This window comes from Gordonia sp. 852002-50395_SCH5434458, assembly GCF_001665905.1.
Lineage (GTDB): Bacteria > Actinomycetota > Actinomycetes > Mycobacteriales > Mycobacteriaceae > Gordonia > Gordonia jacobaea.
Genome location: NZ_LZTC01000040.1, coordinates 115747 through 137938, shown reverse-complemented (window position 1 = coordinate 137938; position 22192 = coordinate 115747). Strand labels below are relative to the sequence as shown.

General features: G+C 64.0%; 24 protein-coding genes. 17 read left to right on the top strand and 7 right to left on the bottom strand.

Going from position 1 to position 22192, the window contains the following annotated elements; all coding sequences use genetic code 11:
* Positions 1-5 precede the first annotated feature (5 nt).
* Together A5785_RS09030 and thpD are read left to right on the top strand one after the other, a co-directional pair.
* Entirely contained in the window at positions 6-1115 is a 1110-nt protein-coding gene (locus A5785_RS09030) for an ABC transporter ATP-binding protein (RefSeq protein ID WP_049700063.1), read from the top strand.
* Positions 1116-1335: 220 nt separating this feature from the next.
* Positions 1336-2226 (top strand): ectoine hydroxylase, encoded by an 891-nt coding sequence (thpD, locus tag A5785_RS09025; protein WP_231895456.1) that lies wholly within the window; start codon positions 1336-1338, stop codon positions 2224-2226.
* Positions 2227-2301: 75 nt separating this feature from the next.
* Here thpD and A5785_RS09020 read toward each other — a convergent pair whose 3' ends face one another.
* Positions 2302-3795, bottom strand: coding sequence for an MFS transporter (locus A5785_RS09020; protein ID WP_064866200.1), 1494 nt, complete (start codon positions 3793-3795; stop codon positions 2302-2304).
* 105 nt (positions 3796-3900) lie between these two features.
* On the opposite strand from A5785_RS09020, the gene A5785_RS09015 reads away from it, so the two are divergent.
* From A5785_RS09015 to A5785_RS09005, 3 genes are read left to right on the top strand one after another with little or no spacing between them, the layout of a single operon-like run.
* Positions 3901-4407, top strand: coding sequence for a MarR family winged helix-turn-helix transcriptional regulator (locus A5785_RS09015; protein ID WP_064865975.1), 507 nt, complete (start codon positions 3901-3903; stop codon positions 4405-4407).
* Between the two features lie 8 nt (positions 4408-4415).
* Positions 4416-5291, top strand: a complete 876-nt coding sequence (locus A5785_RS09010) for an SDR family oxidoreductase (RefSeq protein WP_064865973.1) — start codon at positions 4416-4418, stop codon at positions 5289-5291.
* On the top strand, positions 5278-6429 hold the full coding sequence (locus A5785_RS09005) for a CaiB/BaiF CoA transferase family protein (RefSeq protein WP_064865972.1): 1152 nt from the start codon (positions 5278-5280) through the stop codon (positions 6427-6429). The genes A5785_RS09010 and A5785_RS09005 overlap by 14 nt, the downstream gene beginning before the upstream one ends.
* Before the next feature lie 22 nt (positions 6430-6451).
* Here the strand turns inward: A5785_RS09005 and A5785_RS09000 are convergent, their stop codons facing one another.
* Positions 6452-6745 (bottom strand): hypothetical protein, encoded by a 294-nt coding sequence (locus A5785_RS09000; RefSeq protein ID WP_049700058.1) that lies wholly within the window; start codon positions 6743-6745, stop codon positions 6452-6454.
* A 184-nt stretch (positions 6746-6929) separates the two neighbouring features.
* On the opposite strand from A5785_RS09000, the gene A5785_RS08995 reads away from it, so the two are divergent.
* From A5785_RS08995 to A5785_RS08940, 12 genes are all read left to right on the top strand, one after another.
* A complete protein-coding gene (locus A5785_RS08995) occupies positions 6930-7766 on the top strand; it encodes a sulfurtransferase (protein ID WP_197494524.1) in 837 nt (278 codons plus the stop codon).
* A 187-nt stretch (positions 7767-7953) separates the two neighbouring features.
* Positions 7954-8982 carry a zinc-binding metallopeptidase family protein gene (locus A5785_RS08990; protein WP_064865970.1) on the top strand — a complete coding sequence of 343 codons (1029 nt, stop codon included), beginning with the start codon at positions 7954-7956 and terminating at the stop codon, positions 8980-8982.
* Between the two features lie 2 nt (positions 8983-8984).
* Positions 8985-9785, top strand: coding sequence for a crotonase/enoyl-CoA hydratase family protein (locus A5785_RS08985; protein WP_064865968.1), 801 nt, complete (start codon positions 8985-8987; stop codon positions 9783-9785).
* An 83-nt stretch (positions 9786-9868) separates the two neighbouring features.
* Positions 9869-10750, top strand: a complete 882-nt coding sequence (locus A5785_RS08980) for an ABC transporter permease (RefSeq protein ID WP_005201833.1) — start codon at positions 9869-9871, stop codon at positions 10748-10750.
* Positions 10747-11541, top strand: coding sequence for an ABC transporter ATP-binding protein (locus A5785_RS08975; RefSeq protein ID WP_064865966.1), 795 nt, complete (start codon positions 10747-10749; stop codon positions 11539-11541). The genes A5785_RS08980 and A5785_RS08975 overlap by 4 nt, the downstream gene beginning before the upstream one ends.
* Positions 11534-13141 carry an FAD-dependent oxidoreductase gene (locus A5785_RS08970; protein WP_064865964.1) on the top strand — a complete coding sequence of 536 codons (1608 nt, stop codon included), beginning with the start codon at positions 11534-11536 and terminating at the stop codon, positions 13139-13141. Before A5785_RS08975 ends, A5785_RS08970 begins: the two co-directional genes overlap by 8 nt.
* Positions 13138-13515 (top strand): 4Fe-4S dicluster domain-containing protein, encoded by a 378-nt coding sequence (locus A5785_RS08965; RefSeq protein WP_064865962.1) that lies wholly within the window; start codon positions 13138-13140, stop codon positions 13513-13515. Before A5785_RS08970 ends, A5785_RS08965 begins: the two co-directional genes overlap by 4 nt.
* Before the next feature lie 11 nt (positions 13516-13526).
* The gene (locus A5785_RS08960) at positions 13527-14555 is read left to right on the top strand and encodes an ABC transporter substrate-binding protein (RefSeq protein ID WP_064866196.1); all 1029 of its coding nucleotides are present in this window, start codon (positions 13527-13529) and stop codon (positions 14553-14555) included.
* Between the two features lie 19 nt (positions 14556-14574).
* Positions 14575-15684, top strand: coding sequence for an LLM class flavin-dependent oxidoreductase (locus tag A5785_RS08955; RefSeq protein ID WP_064865960.1), 1110 nt, complete (start codon positions 14575-14577; stop codon positions 15682-15684).
* A gap of 139 nt (positions 15685-15823) precedes the next feature.
* Positions 15824-17035, top strand: coding sequence for an LLM class flavin-dependent oxidoreductase (locus A5785_RS08950; protein ID WP_064866194.1), 1212 nt, complete (start codon positions 15824-15826; stop codon positions 17033-17035).
* Entirely contained in the window at positions 17032-17529 is a 498-nt protein-coding gene (locus A5785_RS08945) for an NAD(P)H-dependent oxidoreductase (RefSeq protein WP_064865958.1), read from the top strand. Before A5785_RS08950 ends, A5785_RS08945 begins: the two co-directional genes overlap by 4 nt.
* Positions 17526-18044, top strand: a complete 519-nt coding sequence (locus A5785_RS08940; RefSeq protein ID WP_064865956.1) for a flavin reductase family protein — start codon at positions 17526-17528, stop codon at positions 18042-18044. Before A5785_RS08945 ends, A5785_RS08940 begins: the two co-directional genes overlap by 4 nt.
* Here the strand turns inward: A5785_RS08940 and A5785_RS08935 are convergent.
* From A5785_RS08935 to A5785_RS08915, 5 genes are all read right to left on the bottom strand, one after another.
* The gene (locus A5785_RS08935; RefSeq protein WP_064865954.1) at positions 18041-18526 is read right to left on the bottom strand and encodes a GAF domain-containing protein; all 486 of its coding nucleotides are present in this window, start codon (positions 18524-18526) and stop codon (positions 18041-18043) included. The two genes, A5785_RS08940 and A5785_RS08935, sit on opposite strands and share 4 nt — an antisense overlap.
* 46 nt (positions 18527-18572) lie before the next feature.
* The gene (locus A5785_RS08930) at positions 18573-19397 is read right to left on the bottom strand and encodes a TIGR03619 family F420-dependent LLM class oxidoreductase (protein ID WP_197494525.1); all 825 of its coding nucleotides are present in this window, start codon (positions 19395-19397) and stop codon (positions 18573-18575) included.
* Positions 19398-19558: 161 nt separating this feature from the next.
* Positions 19559-19831 carry a GlsB/YeaQ/YmgE family stress response membrane protein gene (locus A5785_RS08925; protein WP_049700050.1) on the bottom strand — a complete coding sequence of 91 codons (273 nt, stop codon included), beginning with the start codon at positions 19829-19831 and terminating at the stop codon, positions 19559-19561.
* Positions 19832-20059: 228 nt separating this feature from the next.
* Positions 20060-20932 (bottom strand): formate/nitrite transporter family protein, encoded by an 873-nt coding sequence (locus A5785_RS08920; RefSeq protein ID WP_049700049.1) that lies wholly within the window; start codon positions 20930-20932, stop codon positions 20060-20062.
* Between the two features lie 137 nt (positions 20933-21069).
* Positions 21070-22119 (bottom strand): NAD(P)-dependent alcohol dehydrogenase, encoded by a 1050-nt coding sequence (locus tag A5785_RS08915; RefSeq protein WP_064865950.1) that lies wholly within the window; start codon positions 22117-22119, stop codon positions 21070-21072.
* Between the last annotated feature and the right edge of the window lie 73 nt (positions 22120-22192).

Here is a 22192-nt window from a genome sequence, read left to right as displayed (position 1 = left end):
TCACAATGGCTTCCATCACCTACGACAAGGCCTGCTGCGTCTATCCCGGCGCCGAGAAACTGGCTGTCGACTCACTCGACCTCGATATCGAGGACGGCGAGTTCATCGTTCTGGTCGGTCCGTCGGGATCAGGCAAGTCGACTGCCCTTCGAATGCTCGCAGGGCTCGAAGAGATCGACTCCGGCGCAATCCATATCGGCGGGAACAGCATGGTGGGTGTTGCACCCAAGGACCGGGACATCGCGATGGTGTTCCAGAACTACGCGCTGTACCCCAACAAGACGGTCGGGGAGAACATGGGATTCGCGCTCAAGATGCGGGGAGTACCCGCAGACGAGCGTAAGGCCAAGGTCGCCGAAGCGGCAAAGCTACTCGACCTCACCGACTTCCTCGATCGCAAACCCGCAAAGCTCTCGGGCGGGCAACGGCAACGAGTGGCGATGGGCCGTGCGATCGTGCGTGAACCGCAGGTGTTCTGCATGGATGAGCCGTTGTCGAACCTCGACGCCAAGCTGCGGGTGCAAACCAGAACTCAGATCGCGGCACTGCAGCGTCGGCTCGGCACCACGACGGTGTATGTCACCCACGACCAGGTCGAGGCCATGACGATGGGCGATCGGGTTGCGGTACTGAAGAACGGAGTGCTGCAACAGTTCTCCACTCCGACCGAACTGTATGACCGACCTCGTAACGCCTTCGTGGCCGGCTTCATCGGATCGCCGTCGATGAACCTGTTCACCGCTCCGGTCACCGACGGCGCTGTGGGGATCGGTAACGCAAGTGTGGATCTTGACGCGGAATCTCAAGCGGCGCTGCGTAAGTCTGGCGTGTCATCAGTGACTGTTGGTATTCGGCCGGAGCACCTCGCCCTGGCAGACGACGGAGATTCGGGTATCGACGCCGACGTCGCTCTTCTCGAGGAACTCGGTAGTGAGACCTACGTGTACGCGTCCCTGGTGGACGACTCGATCAGGAATCTCGACGGCGATCCGATGACCGTGGTGATCCGCTCGGCCGATCGCGCGCCGGCCAAGCGGGGCGACGGTATCCGACTGCGCCAAGCCGATCGCGCGGTACACCTCTTTCATCCCGAGACGGGGGAGCGGCTGAACTGATTCCTCTTGCCATCTGTGCAGGTGGCACTGCCCTTTCGGTGGTCTGAGAACCACTTCGATGGTTTACGCGCCTGGTTTGGGTACGTAGACTCCGCGAGTGCATGGGCCGCGGCGTGGTTTCGTGCCAACCCGCCATCTGCAGGCCGGTACGAGTTTCCCTGCGGCCCCGCTGCATGAGCACTCGAACATGGCGAAATGCAGATTGAGGGAAGGATCAGCGTTGATCACAGAAACTCGAACGGCCAGCCGCCCGGTGGATGTGTACCGAACACGTCTTGCCGATCACGGAGAGATAGAACCCCGCCCACACCCTGTCGTCTGGGAGCACGACGCACGAGGGCCGCTGTCGGTTGCCGAGGTTGACGGCTACCGCGACCGTGGCTACCACGTCGCCGAAAATGTGTTGTCCGACAGCGACATCGACACGTGCCTTACAGAGGTCGCGGCCATCACCGACAGGCTGGGCGTCGATGAACGCGTGGTTCGCGAGTCGTCGAGCGGCGACGTGCGTTCACTTTTCGCGGTCCACCAGCTCAGCGACGCGATCGCCGAGATGTGTGATCGCACCGAAATCGCCGGTATCGCAAGGCAAATACTTGGCGACGACGTCTACATCCACCAGAGTCGCATCAACCTCAAACCAGGATTTGCGGGTGGCCCGTTCTACTGGCACTCCGATTTCGAGACGTGGCACGCCGAGGACGGCATGCCGACACCGCGTGCACTCAGCGTTTCGCTTGCTCTGACCCCGAATCTCGTCACCAACGGCGCGTTGATGATCATCCCGGGTTCCCACGAGCAGTTCGTCGGGTGCGTCGGACAGACTCCAGACGGCTACCACAATCAGTCACTGGTGTCGTACCGCCCGCCGTTCGGGACGCCCGAGGAATCCGACGTGACGGCGTTGGCGGACGAGCATGGCATCGACATGATCACCGGCCCTGCGGGTACGGCGCTGTATTTCGATTCGAACTGCATGCACGCGTCGTCGGGCAACATCACGCCCTATCCGCGCAGCAACCTCTTCGTCGTGTTCAATGCGAAATCGAATGCGCTGCAAGCACCTTTCGCGTCCGGCGCGCCACGCCCGGACTATCTGGCTCATCGCTGAGTGAACGCGAAAAGTGGGGGACGAGAACTCGTCCCCCACTCTCGGTGAGATGCTCGTGCGCGTATCTGCCGACCGTCAGTTGGCGGCGGGCACCGCCGGAGCGTCGTCCGACGACACCGCAGTCGGTACCGGCTGCGGGCCGCGCTTGGGAATCGTGAGCGTGATCGCGGCGCCGACGAACGCCGCGATCGCTCCGACGAGGAAGCACAGACGGAACGACGTGTGCGACGGCATGTCCTGGCCGCCGAGCGACACCGTTGCAGTGGTGAGCAGGACCGCCATGACGGCCGATGACACCGTGGTGCCGATCGATCGCATCAAGCCATTGAGGCCAACTGCCGCACCGGCTTTGGTCATCGGAACTGAACCCATGATCAGTGTCGGCATGGCCGCGTACCCGATTCCGACGCCGGAGGCCGCGATGATCGACGCGACCATCAGCTGCCACGGCGAGTTCATCAGGAACAGTGCGATCAGGTAGCCGACGCCGAGAACGGTAGCGCCGATCACCAGGGTGTACTTGGCGCCGATCTTGTTGATCAGGATGCCCGACACCGGCGAGAAGACCAGCATCATCAGGCCACCGGGAGCCATCCAGAGTCCCGCTGCCAGCATCGTTTGGCCGAGTCCGATCCCGGTTTCCTTCGGCATCTCGAGCAGAGCTGGGATGACGACCGATTGCGCCATCATGCCGAAACCGATCGCGATCGCGGCGATGTTGGTCAGCAGCACCGCAGGCTGCGCGGTGGTGCGCAGGTCGACGAGTGGGTCGGACGCGCGCAACTGATAGAAGCCCCAGGCGATCAAGACGACGATGCCTGCCGCGAGAAGGCCGAGCGTCGTACCCGATGCCCAACCCCAGTCATTTCCCTTCGAGACTGCGATCAACGCAGCACACAGACCGATGGCCAGGCCGATCGCGCCGATGATGTCGAGCCGACCGCCCGCGGCGTCGGGAACATGTGGCACGACGAAGATGACCAGCAGCAGCACGACTGCGCCGAGTGCCGCAGCAACCCAGAACAGGGCGTGCCAGTTCCACGTCTGCGCGATCCATGCCGAGAGCGGCAGACCGATTGCGCCGCCAACGCCGAGGGTGGCACTCATCGCGGCGATGGCCATCGACGTGATCTTCGGTGGGGTCACCTCACGCATCAAGCTGATACCGACGGGGATGAAGCCCATCGCGAGACCCTGGATGGCGCGTCCCACGATCATCGGAATGACCGAGTCGCTGAGCGCACACACAACAGAGCCGACGACAAGTAGGACGCCCGAGCCGACCAGTACGCGCTGCTTGCCGAACATGTCACCGAGTCGGCCCGCGATGGGCATGGCCACGGCCGCGGCGAGCAGCGTTGCGGTGATGACCCACGAGGCGTTCGAGCGCGACGTGCCGAGCAACTGTGGCAGTTCAGGCTGGATCGGGATCACGAGCGTCTGCATCAACGCGGCGACGAGTCCGCCGAGGCAGAGGACGATCACGGTGGCGACCGCGCCGGTCGCGGTCTTGTTCTCCACGTGCGGCAGCGAATTCTCCGCAGCAGGGGATGATTGAGTGTCGGACATGAACACCTCCTTGGGATATGCACACTACATATGTAAACTACATATGCCTAATCCCTTAGGATATTTCGGACATACTGGACAGCGTTGAGGGCGAAGGGAATTCGTGTGACAAGGGAACGCGTGAGCGGCGCCGACGACTCGAGCGATGATTACGCACCCTGGCCGTCGCCGCTTTATCGCGATCTCGCCGAGGAATTCCTCCGCATGACCCGTCGTCGCTCGCACGTCGATCCCGACTCGATCCTCGAGGTCTCCGCTTTCAACCTGCTGTGGATACTGTCCGACGGCAAACCTCGCACGCTCCGACAGTTGACCGACGCGATGCAACTGGAGCAGTCGACCGTCAACCGGCAGGTGAACGCGGCGATCAAGCACGGCCACCTCGAGCGCTTCGACGTCGCGGGATCGATCAGCAAGCAGGTCAGGCCGACCAGAGCGGGTCTCGACGCTTTCGAGCACGACGGCCTGCTGCGCGCGCGACGCCTCGAGCGTGTGCTCTCCGACATGGGTCCCGGATCTCCCGAGGCGCTGTTTCGCCAACTCCACGCGTTCAACAACGCGTATGACCGTACGCTGGCCGACGACGACCGCGACAGGCGGCGACACGGATAGGAGGCACGATGGCCGACGCTCCGCGTCGCTACGTGGTCACCGGAGCCGCCTCCGGAATGGGTTCGGCAGTGGCGGAATCCCTTCGGACACAAGGTCACACCGTCATCGGCGTCGACCAACGAGATGCCGACATCATCGCCGACCTCGCGACGCCCGACGGTCGACGCGCCGCAATAGCGGCCATTCTCGCGCTCTGTGACGGTGTACTCGACGGCGCCGTGCTAGCCGCGGGAGTCGGCCCCAGGGCGGGTGCAGAACGCGCGATTGTCGAGGTCAACACCCTCGGTGTCACAGAACTGCTCACCGGGCTCCGCGACGCGCTCGCGGCGTCGAACAAGGCGAAAGTGGTTGTCTTCGGTTCCAATTCGACGACCTCGACACCGTTCGTGCCGAAGTCCGCGGTGCGGAAACTACTGAAGGGCGACGCCGCAGCCGCGGCCACGATCATTCGACGCCGCGGTAGGGCGCTATCAGGACCGGTCGCTTACGCGGCGTCGAAACTCGCTGTGACCCAATGGTGTCGTGTGCACGGTACCGATCTCGACTGGGCAGGTGCGGGTATCCGGCTCAATGTCATCGCTCCTGGGCCCGTGATGACCCCGCTGCTGCAGGCGCAGCTCGAAGGGGCGTCGGGTAAGAACGTCCGGTCGTTCCCGGTTCCGTTGCGCGAGTACGGCACGTCGGAGCAGCTCGCTGCGTGGGTCATGCTCATGCTGTCGTCGGGTGCCGACTTCATGTCGGGATCGGTGGTCACGGTCGACGGCGGCACGGAGGCGTATCTCCGGTCGCGCGATTGGCCGGTCCGGCTGCCGTTGCACGAGATCCCTCGCACTTTGTGGCGTATGTACCGGGCTCCCAAGGAGGGTCGCGTTGTCAATTACTGAAGGCTCATCACCCGAGAACGATTGGGTGCCAGGAGCTCTCGACGGTCTCGTTGTCGCCGACTTCACCCGCGTGCTTGCCGGGCCATACGCGACGATGATGCTCGCAGATCTCGGCGCCGACGTCGTCAAGATCGAGCGTCCGGGGGCGGGCGACGACACCAGAACGTGGGGGCCGCCATTCACCGCTGACGGCACCGCAACCTATTTCGCGTCCGTCAACCGCAACAAGAAGTCGGTGACGCTCGACCTACGCGATCCGGACGATCTGGCCCGTGCGCGCGAGATCGCGCTGCAGGCCGACGTCGTGATCGAGAACTTCCGGGCCGGGACGATGGAGCGACTCGGTCTCGGATACGACCAATTACGCTCGGAAAGACCGGATCTCGTGTACTGCTCGATCACCGGATTCGGTCGTGACGGGGGCGCAGCGTTGCCCGGATACGACCTGCTGGTTCAGGCGGTCGGCGGATTGATGAGTGTCACCGGATCGGGACCCGACGAGCCGGTGAAGGTAGGAGTCGCCGTCGTCGACGTACTCGCGGGTCTGCACGCGGGCTTGGGAATCCTTGCCGCACTCCGCCATCGCGACCGGACCGGCCAGGGGCAGCGCGTCGACGTCGACCTGTTCTCGGCGTCGTTGTCGTCGTTGGTCAACCAGGCGTCTGGGTTTCTCAACGCAGGTGTGGTCCCTGCGCCAATGGGCAACCGCCATCCCAGTATCACTCCCTACCAGGTGTTCTCGACGGCAACCCGTCCAATCGCGTTGGCGGTCGGCAACAACGGCCAGTTCGAGAAGGCTGTCGCGGTGCTGGGTCGCCCGGAACTGGCTGCGGACGAACGCTTTACGTCGAACTCGGCGCGGGTCGCCCATCGCGACGAGTTGATTGACGAGATCACCGCCGTGCTCGTCACCAAGGACGCCGATCACTGGTATGCCGAATTCACGGCGGCGGGAGTGCCTGCGGGACCGATCAACTCGGTAGCCGAGGCCTTTGACTTCGCTGACGAACTCGGCATCGACGTGCGCGCCTCCACCCCGGACAGCGCGATCGTGACGACCGCGAACCCGATACGAATGTCGGGTACGCCGGTCACCTATCGCAGCGGACCGCCGGAACTAGGCGCCGACAACAACTAGGCGCCGACAACGAGGACTGAGGTCACTCGTTGTGATCCTTGGGCCAGTCGCCCTCGGTGATCAGCTCTTCGAAGTTCTTGAGGAGATGCGGATTGAGCTCGTCCTCGACGGCCTTCTCGTAATTGCCGTCCCACTTGGCGAACCACTTCTCGTCGCGATCCATCAGATAGATCGGCCAGCCGTGCGTGATGATCAGTTCGTCGGAGTACAGGTCCGTCGACCCGTCGTCACGCATGTACCAGTACTTCTGGCCTGAGTCGTAGAACGCGGCCAGTTCTTCGGCCGTCACGAAGTATGTGCCGTCTGCCTGCCTCATGGCGACGATCCTACGGAGTCGGGCGGGCCTGCGGGCCGTACTCGACACACGGGTGGTGGGCGGTGGTGGCGAGTACGGGCGTCGACAGGGCACGATTGGTATGCGCGGGTCGCCATGAGTCCACCTCCGCCATGACAGTCCCTGTTGTTGTGTGCCCAGATCGTTGTTCCCAGAGAGGTGCCGTGTGTCATCCGTGCTGATCGACGTCGCGCAGCTTGCCGACGCCATGCTCTCCGACACCCCGCCGGTCGTGCTCGACGTCCGGTGGCAACTCGGCGACGACGACGGTCATGCGCGCTACCGCACTGGACACATTCCGGGAGCGGTGTATGTGGACCTCGACTCCCAACTCGCCGGACCGCCTTCGCCCGAGGCCGGGCGGCATCCGCTACCCGAGATCGATGCGCTGACCGAGGCCGCGCGGTCGTGGGGCATCGACGACACCTCACCCGTCGTGGTCTACGACGACAACGGCAACCTCGCCGCCGCCCGCGCGTGGTGGCTCCTCCGGTGGGGCGGCCACCGCGACGTTCGCCTTCTCGACGGCGGTCTCACGGCATGGCGCGATTCCGGCATGCGTTTGTCGACCGGCGACACCCCCGTCCGGCCAGGAAGCGTCACACTGCGGGCGGGATCACTGCCGACCGCCACTATCGACGACGTCGCGGCGCTCGGTTCCGATCACTCAAAGACAGTCCTCGTCGACGCGCGGGCAGCCGAACGCTATCGCGGTGAGGTCGAACCCATCGACCCAAGAGCGGGGCACATTCCAGGCGCGATCAGCGTCCCCACCAGTGAGAACGTCGACGAGTCCGGACGCTTCCGCGCCGCGTCGGAACTGCGTGAGCGGTTTGCGCAGGCCGGCGTCACGGATGGATCGGCGGTCGTCGCCTACTGCGGTTCGGGCGTGAATGCCGCACACGAGATCGCCGCGCTGGAGATCGCCGGATTGTCGGGGACTCTGTTTCCCGGCTCGTGGTCGCAATGGTCGGCCGACCCTGCGCGTCCAGCGGAGATATGACCGAACTGGAACCTGAACACCATCGAATTCGACGAATGTACTGCGAGAACAGGGTGACACTGGTCACGAACGCGTGCAGAAGGCTGCGCGGCTCCGACCTCCATCACGATGCACAGCTCTGAGACGTAAACGGCTCAGAGTTCACCACCGGGTTACGTCCGGACTGACGAACGAAAAGAGTGAGTAGATGCGCGACTTCCATTGTTCCAACTGTGGACAGCAGCTGTCCTTCGAGAACACTGTCTGTCTCAATTGCGGGCGCAACCTGGGGTTCCACCTGCCCAGCCACACGATCCAGGTACTCGACGACGACGAGAAGGGCTCCGTCGAGGGCGCGACCATCGTGCGCTGTGCCGACAACCTGACCGCCGCGTGCAACTGGATGGTCGAGGAGGGTCCGGAGCTGCCGGCGCTCTGTGAATCGTGCCGCTTGACGCGCACCAGGCCGTCGGATTCCGACGAGCAGGCGATGGCCGCCTTCGCCGAGTCCGAAGGCGCGAAGCGTCGGGTGATCTACGAGCTCGACGAGCTCAAGCTCCCGATCTTCGGCAAAGACACCGACCCGGAGACCGGGCTCGCATTCGACCTGCTGTCGAGCCGCGATCAGCCGGTCACCACCGGCCACGCTGACGGCGTGATCACGCTCGACCTCGCCGAGGGCGATGACGTGCACCGCGAGCGCCTGCGCGTCTCGATGGACGAGCCGTACCGCACGTTGATCGGGCACTTCCGTCACGAGATCGGGCATTTCTATCAGATGGTTCTGGTTGGCGATGGCCCGAACCTCGTGCGCTACACCGAGCTTTTCGGTGACCCCAATACGAGCTACCAGGACGCGATCGATCGTCACTACAACGACGGCCCGCCGGAGAACTGGGAACAGGACTACGTCTCGTCGTACGCGACGATGCATCCGTTCGAGGACTGGGCGGAGACGTTCGCTCACTACCTGCACATCCGCGATACCCTCGACACCGCAGCCGCTTTCGCGCTGGCACCCGCGGGCGCGACGCTGGAGGCAGATCTGCCGGGCAAGGTCGGTTTCGAGCGGATCATCGACTGGTGGCTGCCGTTGACCTGGGCGCTCAACCAGATCAATCGTTCGATGGGACATCAGGACCTGTACCCGTTCGTGCTGCCGCCGAAGGTGCTCGAAAAAATGGAGTTCATCCACGAACTCATCACCTCCGACGACCGTGCGGTGGTCGCGCAGTAGTCATGCCCGGGCCGGTGCTCTACGAGGTCGACGGGCCGGTCGTCACCATCACGCTCAACCGGCCCGAAGTACGCAACAGCGTCGACGGGCCGACGGCGGGTGCGCTGCGAGCTGCCTTTCACCGATTCGACGACGATCCGGACGTCAAGGTTGCGGTCCTCGCCGGTGCGGGCGGAACATTCTGCGCTGGAGCTGATCTCACGTCGGTCGGCGATCCGTCACGCCGCAACGACCTCGACGCCGACGGCGGGGGAGACGGTCCGATGGGGCCGACCCGAATCGCGTTGTCCAAGCCGGTGATTGCGGCGGTCAGCGGATACGCGGTGGCCGGCGGGTTGGAGTTGGCGCTGTTCGCCGATCTCCGTGTGGTCGAAGAGGACGCGACGCTCGGCGTGTTCTGCAGACGGTGGGGCGTGCCGCTTATCGATGGCGGCACGGTCCGCCTACCGCGCATCGTCGGCCTGGGCCGGGCGCTCGACCTCATCCTCACCGGAAGGCCGGTCGACGCCGAGGAAGCCTTGGCGATTGGGTTGGCCAATCGGGTTGTGCCGCATGGTGAGTCATTGGACGCTGCTCGTGAACTCGCGCAGCAGATCGCGCAGTTCCCGTTCGAATGCGTGCTCACCGACCGCGCATCGGTCTACGCGGGACTCGACCTCCCCCTCGGCGACGCGCTCCGCGCCGAGGGGGAGGCGGGCGTACCCATCGTCGAACGCGAAGGCGTCGCCGGTGCAGCGCGCTTCGCGGGCGGCGCGGGACGTCACGGCAGCTTCTCGAGCGGACCACGGTCAGGATCGCAGTGAATTCAACTCTGTGATCGAGTGAGCGTCGGCACTACCGTCCACTGAAGTTCAGCCCGACTTCCTTGACGACGGAGATGCCACCCGTGACCCTGCATGTGCGAAGTGAGGCGTGGCCGCGCCACGAGCGCAGCCCGTCGAGAACCGCTGTCGTACAAGCAGGTTCCGGAGCCACGTCTCGTGGCGGCGTCCGTGTTCCACGGCCGTCGGCGCGCGTTATCCGTCTGCTACGTCAGTCGTCGGGTTTGATCGTCGTGGTCTTCGTGTGGCAACTCGGTGCCCGCGCATGGTTGGGTGCCACGACACCCGCGCCGACCGAGGTGCTGTCCGCCGGTTGGGAACTGACGCGAACCGGTGAGATCTGGCAACACCTGGCAGCGTCGACGCGACGAGTCGCCATCGGTCTGGCCATCGGCATCACCATCGGAACCCTGCTGGGTGTCGCCGCAGGGCTGGCTCGCGTCGCCGAGGACTTCATCAACGCCCCGGTGCAGGTCTTGCGCATGATGCCAGCAGTTGCGCTGGTTCCGGTGTTCATCATCTGGTTCGGGATCGACGACGTCTTCAAGATCGCGCTCATCATCGTGGCACCGATCTTCCCGATGTACGTCAACGTGTTCGCAGGTATCCGAAGCGTCGACCAGAAGCTGATCGAAGCAGCAGAGTCGTTGAACCTGAACCGATTCGAGCTGATGCGCTTCATCCTGCTGCCCGGCGCGCTGCCTCAGGCGTTCGTCGGTCTACGGCAGGCGCTGGGCATCGGGTGGCTCGTGCTCGTCGTCGCCGAGATGCAGACGACGCCGGTGGGTCTCGGCTATCTGATGAACGACGCCAAGGAGTATCTGCGCACTGATCAGATCTTCCTCGTTCTGGTGATCTACGCAATTCTCGGTCTGCTCACCGACCTCGCGGTGCGACTTCTCGAGAAGCGTTTCTTGTCCTGGCGCAACGGGTTTGCGGGACGATGACCGACACCGTAGCGGCCCAAGCCGCATCATCGTCCGGCATCGAGACGACCAGGGACAGCGGTGTTGTCGTCGAGAACGCAGGCAGAACGTTCGGCGATCGCGACGTGCTGCGCAACGTCGACCTTCGCATCGGAGCTGGAGAGTTCGTCGCGCTGTTGGGTGCGAGCGGTTCTGGCAAGAGCACGCTGCTGCGCGGAATCGGCGGTCTCGACGACGGATTCACCGGAACTATCGAAGCCCCGACTGCCAAAGCGATTGTCTTCCAGGAACATCGATTGGTTCCCTGGCTTCCGGTGTGGCGGAACGTCGCACTCGGCCTGCGGGGTGCGCGGCCCCGTGACCGATCGGTGCAGGCGTTGGCCGAGGTCGGTCTCGCGTCGAAGGAGAATGCGTGGCCGACCACGCTCTCCGGGGGTGAGGCGCAACGAGTTGCTTTGGCGCGGGCGCTCGTACGTGAACCCGACCTGCTACTCCTCGACGAACCGTTCGGTGCGCTCGATGCGCTGACACGACTGAACGCCCAATCGCTCGTCGAAAAGCTCTGGCAGCGGCATCGCCCCGCCACGCTGCTTGTGACCCACGATGTTGAAGAGGCTGTGCTGCTTGCGGATCGCGCACTTGTGCTCCGCGACGGACGGATCGCCGAGGACATTCCCGTCGATCTCGACCGTCCGCGAGACGTCACGGAACCGAGGTTCGTCGAACTACGCAGAACACTGCTGTCCGCGCTCGGCGTCGGACGGGGCCCAGATGGCACACACACTCGAGAACCGGAGAACCCTGATGACTGAGCAACTCACCCTGCAGACGGACGTGCTCGTTCTTGGCGGTGGACCGGCCGCGGCGTGGGCTGCGTTGAATGCCCGAGACCGAGGTGCCGAAGTGGTCCTCGTCGACAAGGGCTACTGCGGTACGTCGGGAACCACTGCGCCTGCGGGAACGGGAGTCTGGTACGTCGTCCCGGATCCCGAGCGGCGGGCGAAGGCCAAGGCTGATCGGGAGCAACTCGGTGGATACCTGGCCGACCACAACTGGATGGACCGGGTACTCGACCAGACGTACGCGAACATGCGACGTCTCGGCGACGAGGGCCGCTACCCGTACCCGATCGATGAGAAGACCGGCGAACCGATCCGCACCGGCCTTCAAGGCCCCGAATACATGAGGCGAATGCGAGCATGGCTGCAACGCAGAGGGGTTCGTATTCTCGATCACTCGCCAGCGCTCGAGCTGCTGGTCGACGACGCCGGCCGGGTGTCGGGCGCGGCGGGTGTACAGCGCCAGACCGGCGACGAGTACCGGATCAGCGCTGGTGCGGTGGTGCTGGCGACCGGAGGGTGTGCGTTCCTCTCACGCGCGCTGGGCACGAACGTCGACACCGGCGACGGCGCGCTGATGGCGGCCGAAGTCGGTGCGGAGTTTTCCGGGATGGAGTTCGGCAACGCATACGGGATCGTCCCGAAGGGTTCGACGATCACCAAGACGGCCTACTACGGGTACGCGAGCTTCTATCACGAGGACGGCAGGATCGTCGAAGGCGCGGGCTCGATGAGGGGACGCTCAGTGATCGCGCGAACCCTGTTGACGGAGAAGGTCTTCGCGCAGCTCGACCGTGCAGACGAGACGACCGCCGCCCAGATGAGGCTGGGCCAACCCAACTTCTTCCTGCAATTCGATCGACGCGGAATCGACCCGTTCACCCAGCGGTTCGAGGTCGATCTCCTCGCGGAGGGGACGGTGCGCGGCACCGGTGGGGTGAACGTGATCGACGACGACTGCTGGACCGGCGTCGAAGGCCTCTACGCCGCGGGAGACGCCGCAACGCGTGAGCGCATCTGCGGCGGCTTCACAGGGGGAGGCAGTCACAACGCCGCCTGGGCGATGTCGTCGGGCACCTTTGCGGGCGCGGGTGCGGCGCGAGATGCGTTGGCGCACGGGCGTCGAGCGGTCGTGTCACTGAGAGGTGCGGGACGAGTCGGACTCGGTGTCGGCGATACGATGCTGAACCCCGACGCCGTCGTCGTCTCCGCGCAGTCACAGCTCCTGCCGTTCGAGAAGAACTATCTACGTGACGGGAGCCGGTTGACGCCCGCGCTGGGTGAATTGAACAGTATTTGGGAGGCACTGTCGCACAGTGACTTCGGCGCGTCGACGGCTCGTGGGCGAGTCCTCACCAGGCAGGCCGCGGCGATCACCGCCGTCGGACGGTGGATCTACACGTCGGCCCTCGCGCGAACGGAATCGCGTGGGATGAGCTCGCGCGACGACTATCCCGCTCTCGACCCGGCGCAACACGGTCACATCCTCATCAAGGGACTCGACGACGTCGAGATCCGGTGCACGCCTGCGCTTCCGGGTTCGCTGCGGCCTCATCAGGTGCGAGTCGCATGATCGAACTGGTTCTCGCCGACGCGTGCATCGCATGCGACAAGTGTGTAAGTGTCTGCCCGACAAACGTGTTCGACTCGACAGAGTCAGGTATCCCCGTCATCGCACGCCAGGCGGACTGTCAGACGTGCTTCATGTGCGAGGCATACTGCCCGACCGATGCGCTCTATGTAAGCCCCGAGTCGACGCCGGTCGAAAACGTGGACCTGCTGCGCACCGACCTCATCGGCACCTATCGCGAGCACATCGGCTGGGGTAAGGGACGCGAACCCGGCAGTCGAACCGCGGTAGGACCCGAGATCCCACACGGCGACCCACCACCGAGGAACGCGGCACGTGTCGCCGCAGCAACCACGTCATCACACGAGACATCATGAAACGGAACACCATGAACCGCACACTGAGGATCCGCATTGTCGCGGTCCGCTTCTTCGCGCTCATCGGCGCCTCGCTTCTCGCGGGACTGGCGCTCACTGCCTGCGGCGGCCAACAGAACTCGAGTGCGCAGCGAGACGTCATCGACACGTTGCGCGTAGGCGTGATCGGTTCGGCGAACACCCTGACCGGGCCTATCGGGTATGCACACAGTCGAGGCCAATTGCTGCCTGCGCTCTCCTCTCTCGGGGTGAAGAACATCGAGGTCGTCAGCTTTCCCAACGGCCCAGATCTGAACCAGGCGCTCGTCGGAGGACGGCTCGACGTCGCACAGTATGGCGATACTCCCGCGCTGGTGGCGCGCGGCAGCGGTCTCGACACCCGACTCATCAACATCGAGCAGTTCAACCTCAACGCCGGTGTCGTCGCGAAAGACCCGACGATCAAGACCCTGAAAGATCTGCAGGGCAAGAAGATCGGTGTGCCCAAGGGGTCATACATTGATCGGTACCTCCAGGGAGCTCTGCAGGAGGAGGGCGTCACCGCTGAACTCGTGCACCTGTACCCGGCGGATCAGGAGGCTCCTCTGGGAGCGGGCGAGATCGACGGTGCCGCACTGCCGGGCGTCGTGCCATCGGTATCGCTGCAGACGTTTGAACTCAAGGGATTCCACCTCGTCGACTCCGTTTACCGGGACCATCCGCATCTCGCCGGAACATCGTCGACCGTCGCCGAGAGCGGCTTCCTCGACAAGCATCCGACGTTCGCCGCGACCTGGCAGCAACTGCACGCGAGCGCAGTGACGTACGCCAAGGCGCATTGGAACGAGTACGTGGACTTCGAGGTCAAGAACTCCAAGTCGCCCGCTGAGGCGATCCGTCAAGCCGCGAACCCCGACGGCTACTCGACCGAGCCATTCCCCGACGCAGGCGTCACATTGCTGCGCGGCACAAAAGAATTCCTCGTCGCGAAGAAGAGCATCAAGAAGGACTTCTCACTCGAGGACTGGTTCTATCGCGCACCAGCGTCGTCAAACTCCTGAGTAACGAAAGCGAAAACCTATGACCGACAACGTGATCAACGTTGATGCAGAGGGACGGGCGGGACCCAAGTTCGGTGTGTGGGCCAATGTGTACGGCACGTGGGCGTCGGCCCACCACCCCGATGACCCGGTCGACGCATCGTGGCGACGCAACCTGAACCTGATCCAGCAGGCCGAGAACCTCGGATACGACAGCACTTTGGTGGCCCAGCACCTGATCAATCCGTTCTCACACGACTGGGAACAGTTGGAGACCTGGACAGCGGTCGCGGCGCTCGCGGCGGCGACGACGAAGATCGAGTTGATCGCCGCGATCAAGCCATTGCTGTTTCATCCCGTCGTACTGGCCAAGCAGGCAGCGACGATCGAAGAGATCTCTCGCGGTCGGCTGTCGTTGAACGTGGTCAATGCCTGGTACAAACCCGAGATCGAGCGGGCGGGCATCGCCTTCCCCGAGCATGACGACCGATACGCCTATGGTGCCGAATGGCTCTCGGTCGTACGCAGGTTGCTGGCGGGCGAGGTCGTCGAACATCACGGAAAGTTCTTCGACATCGACGGCTATCAACTCAGTCCGACCGGACTCTACCGCGAACGGCCGCAGATCTACGTCGGTGGCGAGAGCGATCAGGCGCGTGACCTGGTCGCCCACCAGGGCGACGTGTGGTTCATCAACGGGCAACCAATCGACAGCGTGCGCGAGCTCATCGGATCAGTCGCCGCACGACCACGCCACGGCAATCCGGTGCGGTACGGGCTCGCAGCGTTCGTCGTGGCGCGTCCGACTGCCGCCGAGGCGCAGGCCGAACTCGACCGCCACTGGGAACTCAACCGACTCGACCAGGAGTACACGGCGTCGATCATCGCCGGCGCCGACGAGAAGGCGGTGATGTTCCAGACATTTGCGAAGTACCCGGCAATCGGGACGAACGGCGGAACCGCAGCGGGACTCGTCGGCAGCTACGACGAGGTGGCCGCCCGGATCGTCGACTTTCACAATGCTGGCATTGAGACTTTCATGCTTCAGTTCCAACCGTTCGAAGCGGACATGGAGCGCTTTGCCGGCGAAGTCATTCCGCGGGTCAGGGAGCGCATCGGGAGCGCCGAACTCCAAGTCAGTGCGTCGTGATCCAGCGCCAGCAGACGGCAGTCAGCGGGTGGCAAATCTAGTAATCAGTGCGAACGCAACCCTTGGAAATCGGTCCGACCTCGACTGAACTGGTGTAGTTGCGCCTACGGCGCGCCACCTGATGTCGCTCGACGCCTGGATGCGTCGAGCGACGAGATGCGTCGATCGAGGAGAGAGGCTTTACGTGAGCTCCCTGAAGTTCCACTGGTTCCTGCCCACCAACGGCGGTGACAGCCGCAACGTCGTCGGAGGTGGTCACGGCGTCGCTGCCGAAGCCGCTGGTCGACCGGCGTCGGTGCAGTATCTGGGACAGATCGCGCGCAGCGCCGAGCAGCTCGGCTTCGAGGCCGCGCTCACTCCGACGGGTGCCTGGTGCGAGGACGCGTGGGTCAGCACGGCCATGATCAGCAGCCTCTCCGAGCGTCTGAAGTTCCTCGTCGCATTCCGCCCGGGCATGACCGCCCCGTTCCTGGCCGCGCAGATGGCCGGGACGTTTCAGAACCTCTCCGGTGGTCGGCCCCTGCTCAACGTGGTCACCGGTGGCGAGGACGCCGAGCAGCGGATGTTCGGCGACTTCCTCGACAAGAAGCAGCGCTACGCCAGGGCCGACGAGTTCCTGGAGATCGTGCGACGGCTCTGGACCGGCGACACGGTGAACTTCGACGGCCAGTACCTCTCCGTCGAGAACGCGGTGTTGCACCAGATCCCGGATCCGTTGCCGCAGATCTACTTCGGCGGCTCGTCGCCCGAAGGAATCGCGGTGTCGGCGAAGCATGCCGACGTCTATCTCACCTGGGGCGAGCCGCCAGAGGCAGTGGCGGAGAAGATCTCTCGCGTCCGTGCCGCCGCAGAGGAGCAGGGTCGCGAACTGAAGTACGGAATCCGGTTGCACACCATTGCGCGCGACACCTCCGAAGCCGCGTGGGCCGAAGCCGATCGCCTGCTGGCCAACATCTCCGAAGACGACATCGCGCGCATCCAGGCGGGGCTGAGGCGCTCGGCGTCAGAAGGGCAGCAGCGCATGCTCGCGCTGAACAAGGGGTCCAAGGACGGACTGGAGATCTACCCGAATCTCTGGGCGGGCGTCGGCCTGGTGCGCGGCGGTGCCGGAACCGCGATGGTCGGTTCCTTCACCGAGATCGCCGAGCTGATCGAGGCGTATCACGAGGTCGGGATCGACGAGTTCGTGCTGTCGGGCTACCCGCATCTCGAGGAGTCGTACTGGTTCGGCGAGGGTGTACTTCCCGAACTCACCCGTCGCGGACTATGGGAGCACCCCGCCCCTGTCGCGGTCAGTGCCTCGGTTCCGTTCGGAGCGCAGGCACCGCTCAAGCGGGTGTCGGCATCGTGACGACCGCTGTCGTCGTCGGCAACCCGAAACCAGGCAGCAGAACTCTCGGCGCCGCAACGTATGTGGCCGCGGAGCTGTCGGGCTCTGAACCCGAGCTGATCGTCGACCTTGCAACACTCGGCTCGACGATCCTCGACTGGGGCGACGAGCACGTCAACGATCTCGTGACACAGGTCGGCCAGGCTGATCTCGTCGTATTCGCCAGTCCCACATACAAAGCCGCATATACCGGCCTGCTGAAACTCTTCCTCGACCGCTTCGCGGGCGGGACCGGGCTCTCCGGGATCGCGATTCCGTTGATGCTCGGCGGTAGCCCCGCACATTCGCTCGCGCCGGAACTCACCTTGCGTCCAGTTCTCACCGAGATCGGAGGCACGGTGCCGGGACGTGGTCTGTACGTCATCGATTCCGCATACGACGACCCTGCCGCATACGCCGAATGGCTCACTGCGACAAAGCCGATCGTCACCACATTGCTGAAGGCAGGCTCATGAGCGAACCGCGCACCGACCAGCTACAGACCAATCAGGATCTCGATCCCGCGCGTCTACGTAAAGCGTTCGGCATTTTTCCGACCGGCGTCGTCGCGGTTGCCGCAGAGGTCGACGGCCAGTTGACCGGCCTCGCCGCCAGCTCGTTCACCAGCGTCAGTCTCGACCCGCCGCTCGTGTCGGTCTCGGTGGCGTCGGGGTCCAAGACCTGGCCGGATCTTCGACGCGCAGCACACCTCGGCGTCACAATCCTCGCTGACCACCAGGGTGCCGCTTGTCGACAACTCGCCGGAGCGGTCGAGCACCGATTCGACGGCATCGCGGTGAAGGCATCCGACGAGGGCGCGGTGACTCTCGATGAGGGACTCGCGCATTTCGATTGCACCATCTACCGCGAGGTCGAGGCGGGCGATCACATCATCGTGCTGCTCGAGCTGCATGGCGTCGACCATCCGGAGACCGGAAACCCGTTGATCTTCCACCGCAGTGGATTCGGCAAACTCGCGCAGGCGGTCTAGTCCAGAGTCGCGATGAACGCCTCGGCGATTGCTTCGAGGCCCGCTTGATCGTCGGCTCCGAAGCGGTCGGGTACTGGACTGTCGAGGTCGAACACCCCGATCAGCTCGCCGTGGTGCACCAGTGGCACAACGATTTCCGACCGACTGTCCGCGTCGCAGGCGATGTGGTCGGGGACGGCGTGCACGTCGGCGACGCGTTTCGTGGTGCGGGTTCTTGCCGCCGCCCCGCAGACGCCGCGATCCAACGGGATGCGTACGCAGGCAGGTTTTCCCTGGAACGGGCCGACCACCAGCTCGCGGCCGTCGAAGAAGTAGAAGCCAACCCAATTGACCTGTGGCAGAGCTTGATAGACGAGTGCTGACAGGTTGGCCGCATTGGCTACGCGATCCGATTCGCCCTCGATGAGTGCGCGCGCCGCGCCGGCGAGCTCGGCATAGTCGATCGCGGGGTGGTCGGTGGGCGGGAGGGACTCGGTGCTCATGTCACCACTGTGCCCGCATCGGTGGTCGCTGCGCCAGCGTGGGTCTTCACGTATTGACCTGTGCCTTGCGTGCGAAACGTTCTTGGAGAGGGCCGAATACCGCCGGTTCGCCGAACCAGACGACGACGTCGTCGGCCCCGGCGCGACGCCACGTGTCGAGTTCGTCGACCAATGCGTCGACCTGGTCGGCGGTGCGGACGAAGCGTTTGATCGCCGTCGTGACGCGACCCTCGGTACGACGTTTGAGATCTGCTGCTATCACCCGGAACGTTGCAGGGTCGGTGCCCGAGTTGTTGAAGTAGATCGACTGCCAACGATCACCAAGGCGTACAGCACGATTCACCGCAGCAGTGGAGTGCCCGCCGATCGTGATCGGAATGCCCTGTGGGCGTACCGGAGTGGGATACCCGCCGCCGAAGCTGTAGTGCTCGCCCAACAGTCCGTCGGTGTTGCCTGCCCACAGGTGGCGCAGCACGCCGATCGCCTCGTCGGTTCGACGCCCACGATCGTGGAATTGCGCTCCCACGGCAGTGAATTCGTCTGCGTCCCACCCGACGCCGACCCCGAGTTCCAGCCGCCCGTCGCTCAGCGCGTCGACGGTCGCGGCCTGCTTCGCGACAACGAACGGATTCCGCAGGGGGAGAACGAGTATGGAGGTGCCCACACGCACGGTGGTCGTGTGTGCGGCGATGAACCCGAGCAGCACCAGTGGGTCGTACTCGGCGGCATACGCCGGATCGGGATGCTTGATCGGTGGCAGGACGTGCTCGGCCAGCCATACTCCGTCGAAGCCGAGGTTCTCAGCCGCGGTCGCGAGTTCGGTGAGCTGCTCGATGCTGCCGTCGTTGGGCAGTGCGACGTGAAAACCCATGCACACCATAGTGTGACGTACTCGTCCCACAGACGATCATTGTGCCCACGGCGATCACAAGTGGACCCGTTTGCAAGTCGCTGTCGCGGCGGTGATTACGGCGGGCGAACACAACTGTGGCCGGGAAGCCCCCGTGCTTCCCGGCCACAGTCGTGACGGTGCTACTGGCGTACGGTGCGCCCTCGGAGCGAGAGGTATGCGGCGATCAACACGATCGCCACGACGATGCCGACGATGAACGGGATGACCTCCCAGCCGCCGTTGGCGTTGCTGTACCCGAACTGGTAGGTCAGCCACGATCCGATGAGCGACCCCAGGACGCCGAGAACGATGGTCATGATGATGCCGATGTTCTGCTGGCCCGGCATGACAAGCCGTGCGAGTGCGCCGATGATCAGGCCGACGATGATGGCGCTGATGATTGTTCCGATCACGTGAAACTCCTCCGATAGCGGGCCCTGATCCCCCTTGGATGTTCCACGACTGCTTCATGGAAGGAAGGTCGATTCTTCGACGCATCCGCAAGGCCCCGAGTCAACGTACGACCGGGGACCAGCGGCAAAGCTCATCGCCGACCGCGTCGTGATCCAATCGCAATGTCGGACAAATGACCCATCTCGGCTGGGCACCGGTTGGTGCGCCGCGGGCGGGGACGCGCCGGCTCAATGCCGGTGTCGTCGGAGGTGCACCAGATGGGTGTCGCGCTCGTCGTTGACCCACGCGTAGTAGAAGCCGATGAGAATTCCGCCTCCGACGAAGTTTCCCAGCAGCACCGTGCCGAGATTGCCGAACACCAAACCTATTGGCATGTCGTGTTGGAAGCCGACGATCATGAACAGCACTGTGTTGGCCACAGAGTGTTCGAAATCAAGAAACGCGAAGACGAAGACGGCGGTGATCATCGCCATGCATTTCGCAATGTCCTCGGTCAGGTAACCGTTGTAGACGAGCAACATCGCGAGGTTGATCATGAAATTGCACAGCACGGCTCGGATGAACAGGTCGAGCCATCCGCTGAATCCGTTACTGAGGTAACCGGTCTTGACGTCGACCGCGTGCACCATCGCGTTGAGTACCGGACCGTCGAGAAGTGTTGTGCCGCGCAGCATCACAGCGATCAGCAGGCCGCCGAGGATATTGCCGAGATAGCAGAACAGCAGGATGCGCATGATCAGGACCGGCGTCACCCGTCGGTAGTAGGCGCCGACCGAGACGATCATCATGTTCGAGGTCAGTAGCTCGGACTTGGTGTAATAGATGAACACCAGCGCCCAGCCGAAGGCCAGCGCTCCGATGAGTTTGCCGACCGCGTGCAGTTGTCCGGGCGGATCGGTCATCGTGTCGAACGCGGCGACGATCGTGTAATTGATGACGTAGAAGATCGCGATGATGATGCCGGCCATCGCGGCGCGTTGGATGAAACGGCGCCGCAGATGGCCGGTCATTTTCTTCTTGGACTCGAGCACGTCGAGCGTTGTGCTGATGAAGAACTTGCCCGGGAAGAGCTTGTTCACATCGAACTCGGGGTCGCTCATGTGTCAACGGTTCCACAGCACATGCCATGGCGCCCGCTATACGTACACAACTGCGACCTCAGCGCGAGGCCATCGAAATTATTGTCGTGGCCTCGCGCTGACGACCGAATTGTGTACGTACCCGTCGATGCTCGGGGTCAGTCGGCGAGCGTAGCGGTGTCGATCACGAAGCGATACCGCACATCGCTACCGACGACGCGGTCGTAGGCGGCGTTGATCTCGTCGGCGCTGATCTTCTCGATCTCTGCTCCGATGCCGTGTTCGGCGCAGAAGTCGAGCATCTCCTGGGTGGCGGGAATGCCTCCGACCATCGATCCGGCGATCGAACGCCGGTTGGCCAGTAGCGAGAATGCCTTGATCTCGAGCGGATGCTCCGGAACCCCCAGCTCGACAAGGGTGCCGTCGATGGCCAGCAGTCCGAGGTAGTCGTCGAGGTCGAGGTTGACCGACACGGTGTTGATGATGAGATCGAACTCCCCGCGCAGGGTCCGGAAGGTCTCGGCATCCGTCGTCGCGTAGTAGTGATCGGCGCCGAAGCGTTCGCCGTCCTCCTTCTTGGACAGCGTCTGACTCAAGACGGTCACCTCTGCGCCCAGCGCGTGGGCGATCTTGACGCCGATGTGTCCGAGGCCGCCCAGACCGATGATGGCGACCTTCTTGCCCGGGCCCGCGCCCCAGTGCTTGAGCGGTGCATACAGCGTGATGCCCGCACAGAGCAGCGGTGCAGCGACGTCGAGGTCGACGCCCTCGGGGATCTTCAGCACGAAGTCCTCGGTCACGACGACCTGTTGCGAGTACCCACCGTGGGTGAACTCGCCCTCGTAGGTCTTGGAGTTGTAGGTCTGCACGACACCCGTGGTGCAGTACTGCTCGTCGCCGTTCTTGCACGCGGCACATTCACCGCACGAGTCGACGAAGCAGCCGACGCCGACGCGATCGCCGACCTTGTGCCTGGTCACCTCATCGCCGACAGCGGCGACCGTTCCGGCGATCTCGTGTCCTGGCACGACGGGGTAGGTGGTGCCGCCCCATTCGTTGCGGGCGGTATGGATGTCGGAGTGGCAGATCCCGGCGAAGGCGATGTCGATCAGGACGTCCTTCGGGCCGAGGTCCCTGCGCTCGATGGTGGTCTTCGATAGTGGCGCATCAGGAGCTGTTGCCCAGAAAGCATTGACGGTTGTCGTCACTGTGTTCCCTATCCGGCGTCCGCGGAATCCACGACGATCTGCCGGTGCCGCGGGCACCTCACTACATCCAGCG

Coding starts and splice junctions, on each gene's coding strand:
- A5785_RS08930 (WP_197494525.1), bottom strand. CDS start 19,397: ATGGGTTTTCACGTCGCACTGCCCAACGACGGCAGCATCGAGCAGCTC.
- A5785_RS09000 (WP_049700058.1), bottom strand. CDS start 6,745: ATGAGGCAGGCAGACGGCACATACTTCGTGACGGCCGAAGAACTGGCC.
- A5785_RS08950 (WP_064866194.1), top strand. CDS start 15,824: ATGCGTCGAGCGACGAGATGCGTCGATCGAGGAGAGAGGCTTTACGTG.
- A5785_RS08975 (WP_064865966.1), top strand. CDS start 10,747: ATGACCGACACCGTAGCGGCCCAAGCCGCATCATCGTCCGGCATCGAG.
- A5785_RS08940 (WP_064865956.1), top strand. CDS start 17,526: ATGAGCGAACCGCGCACCGACCAGCTACAGACCAATCAGGATCTCGAT.
- A5785_RS08965 (WP_064865962.1), top strand. CDS start 13,138: ATGATCGAACTGGTTCTCGCCGACGCGTGCATCGCATGCGACAAGTGT.
- A5785_RS09020 (WP_064866200.1), bottom strand. CDS start 3,795: ATGTCCGACACTCAATCATCCCCTGCTGCGGAGAATTCGCTGCCGCAC.
- A5785_RS08970 (WP_064865964.1), top strand. CDS start 11,534: ATGACTGAGCAACTCACCCTGCAGACGGACGTGCTCGTTCTTGGCGGT.
- A5785_RS08920 (WP_049700049.1), bottom strand. CDS start 20,932: ATGAGCGACCCCGAGTTCGATGTGAACAAGCTCTTCCCGGGCAAGTTC.
- A5785_RS08985 (WP_064865968.1), top strand. CDS start 8,985: ATGCCCGGGCCGGTGCTCTACGAGGTCGACGGGCCGGTCGTCACCATC.
- A5785_RS09030 (WP_049700063.1), top strand. CDS start 6: ATGGCTTCCATCACCTACGACAAGGCCTGCTGCGTCTATCCCGGCGCC.
- A5785_RS08935 (WP_064865954.1), bottom strand. CDS start 18,526: ATGAGCACCGAGTCCCTCCCGCCCACCGACCACCCCGCGATCGACTAT.
- A5785_RS08960 (WP_064866196.1), top strand. CDS start 13,527: ATGAACCGCACACTGAGGATCCGCATTGTCGCGGTCCGCTTCTTCGCG.
- A5785_RS08990 (WP_064865970.1), top strand. CDS start 7,954: ATGCGCGACTTCCATTGTTCCAACTGTGGACAGCAGCTGTCCTTCGAG.
- A5785_RS09010 (WP_064865973.1), top strand. CDS start 4,416: ATGGCCGACGCTCCGCGTCGCTACGTGGTCACCGGAGCCGCCTCCGGA.
- A5785_RS08955 (WP_064865960.1), top strand. CDS start 14,575: ATGACCGACAACGTGATCAACGTTGATGCAGAGGGACGGGCGGGACCC.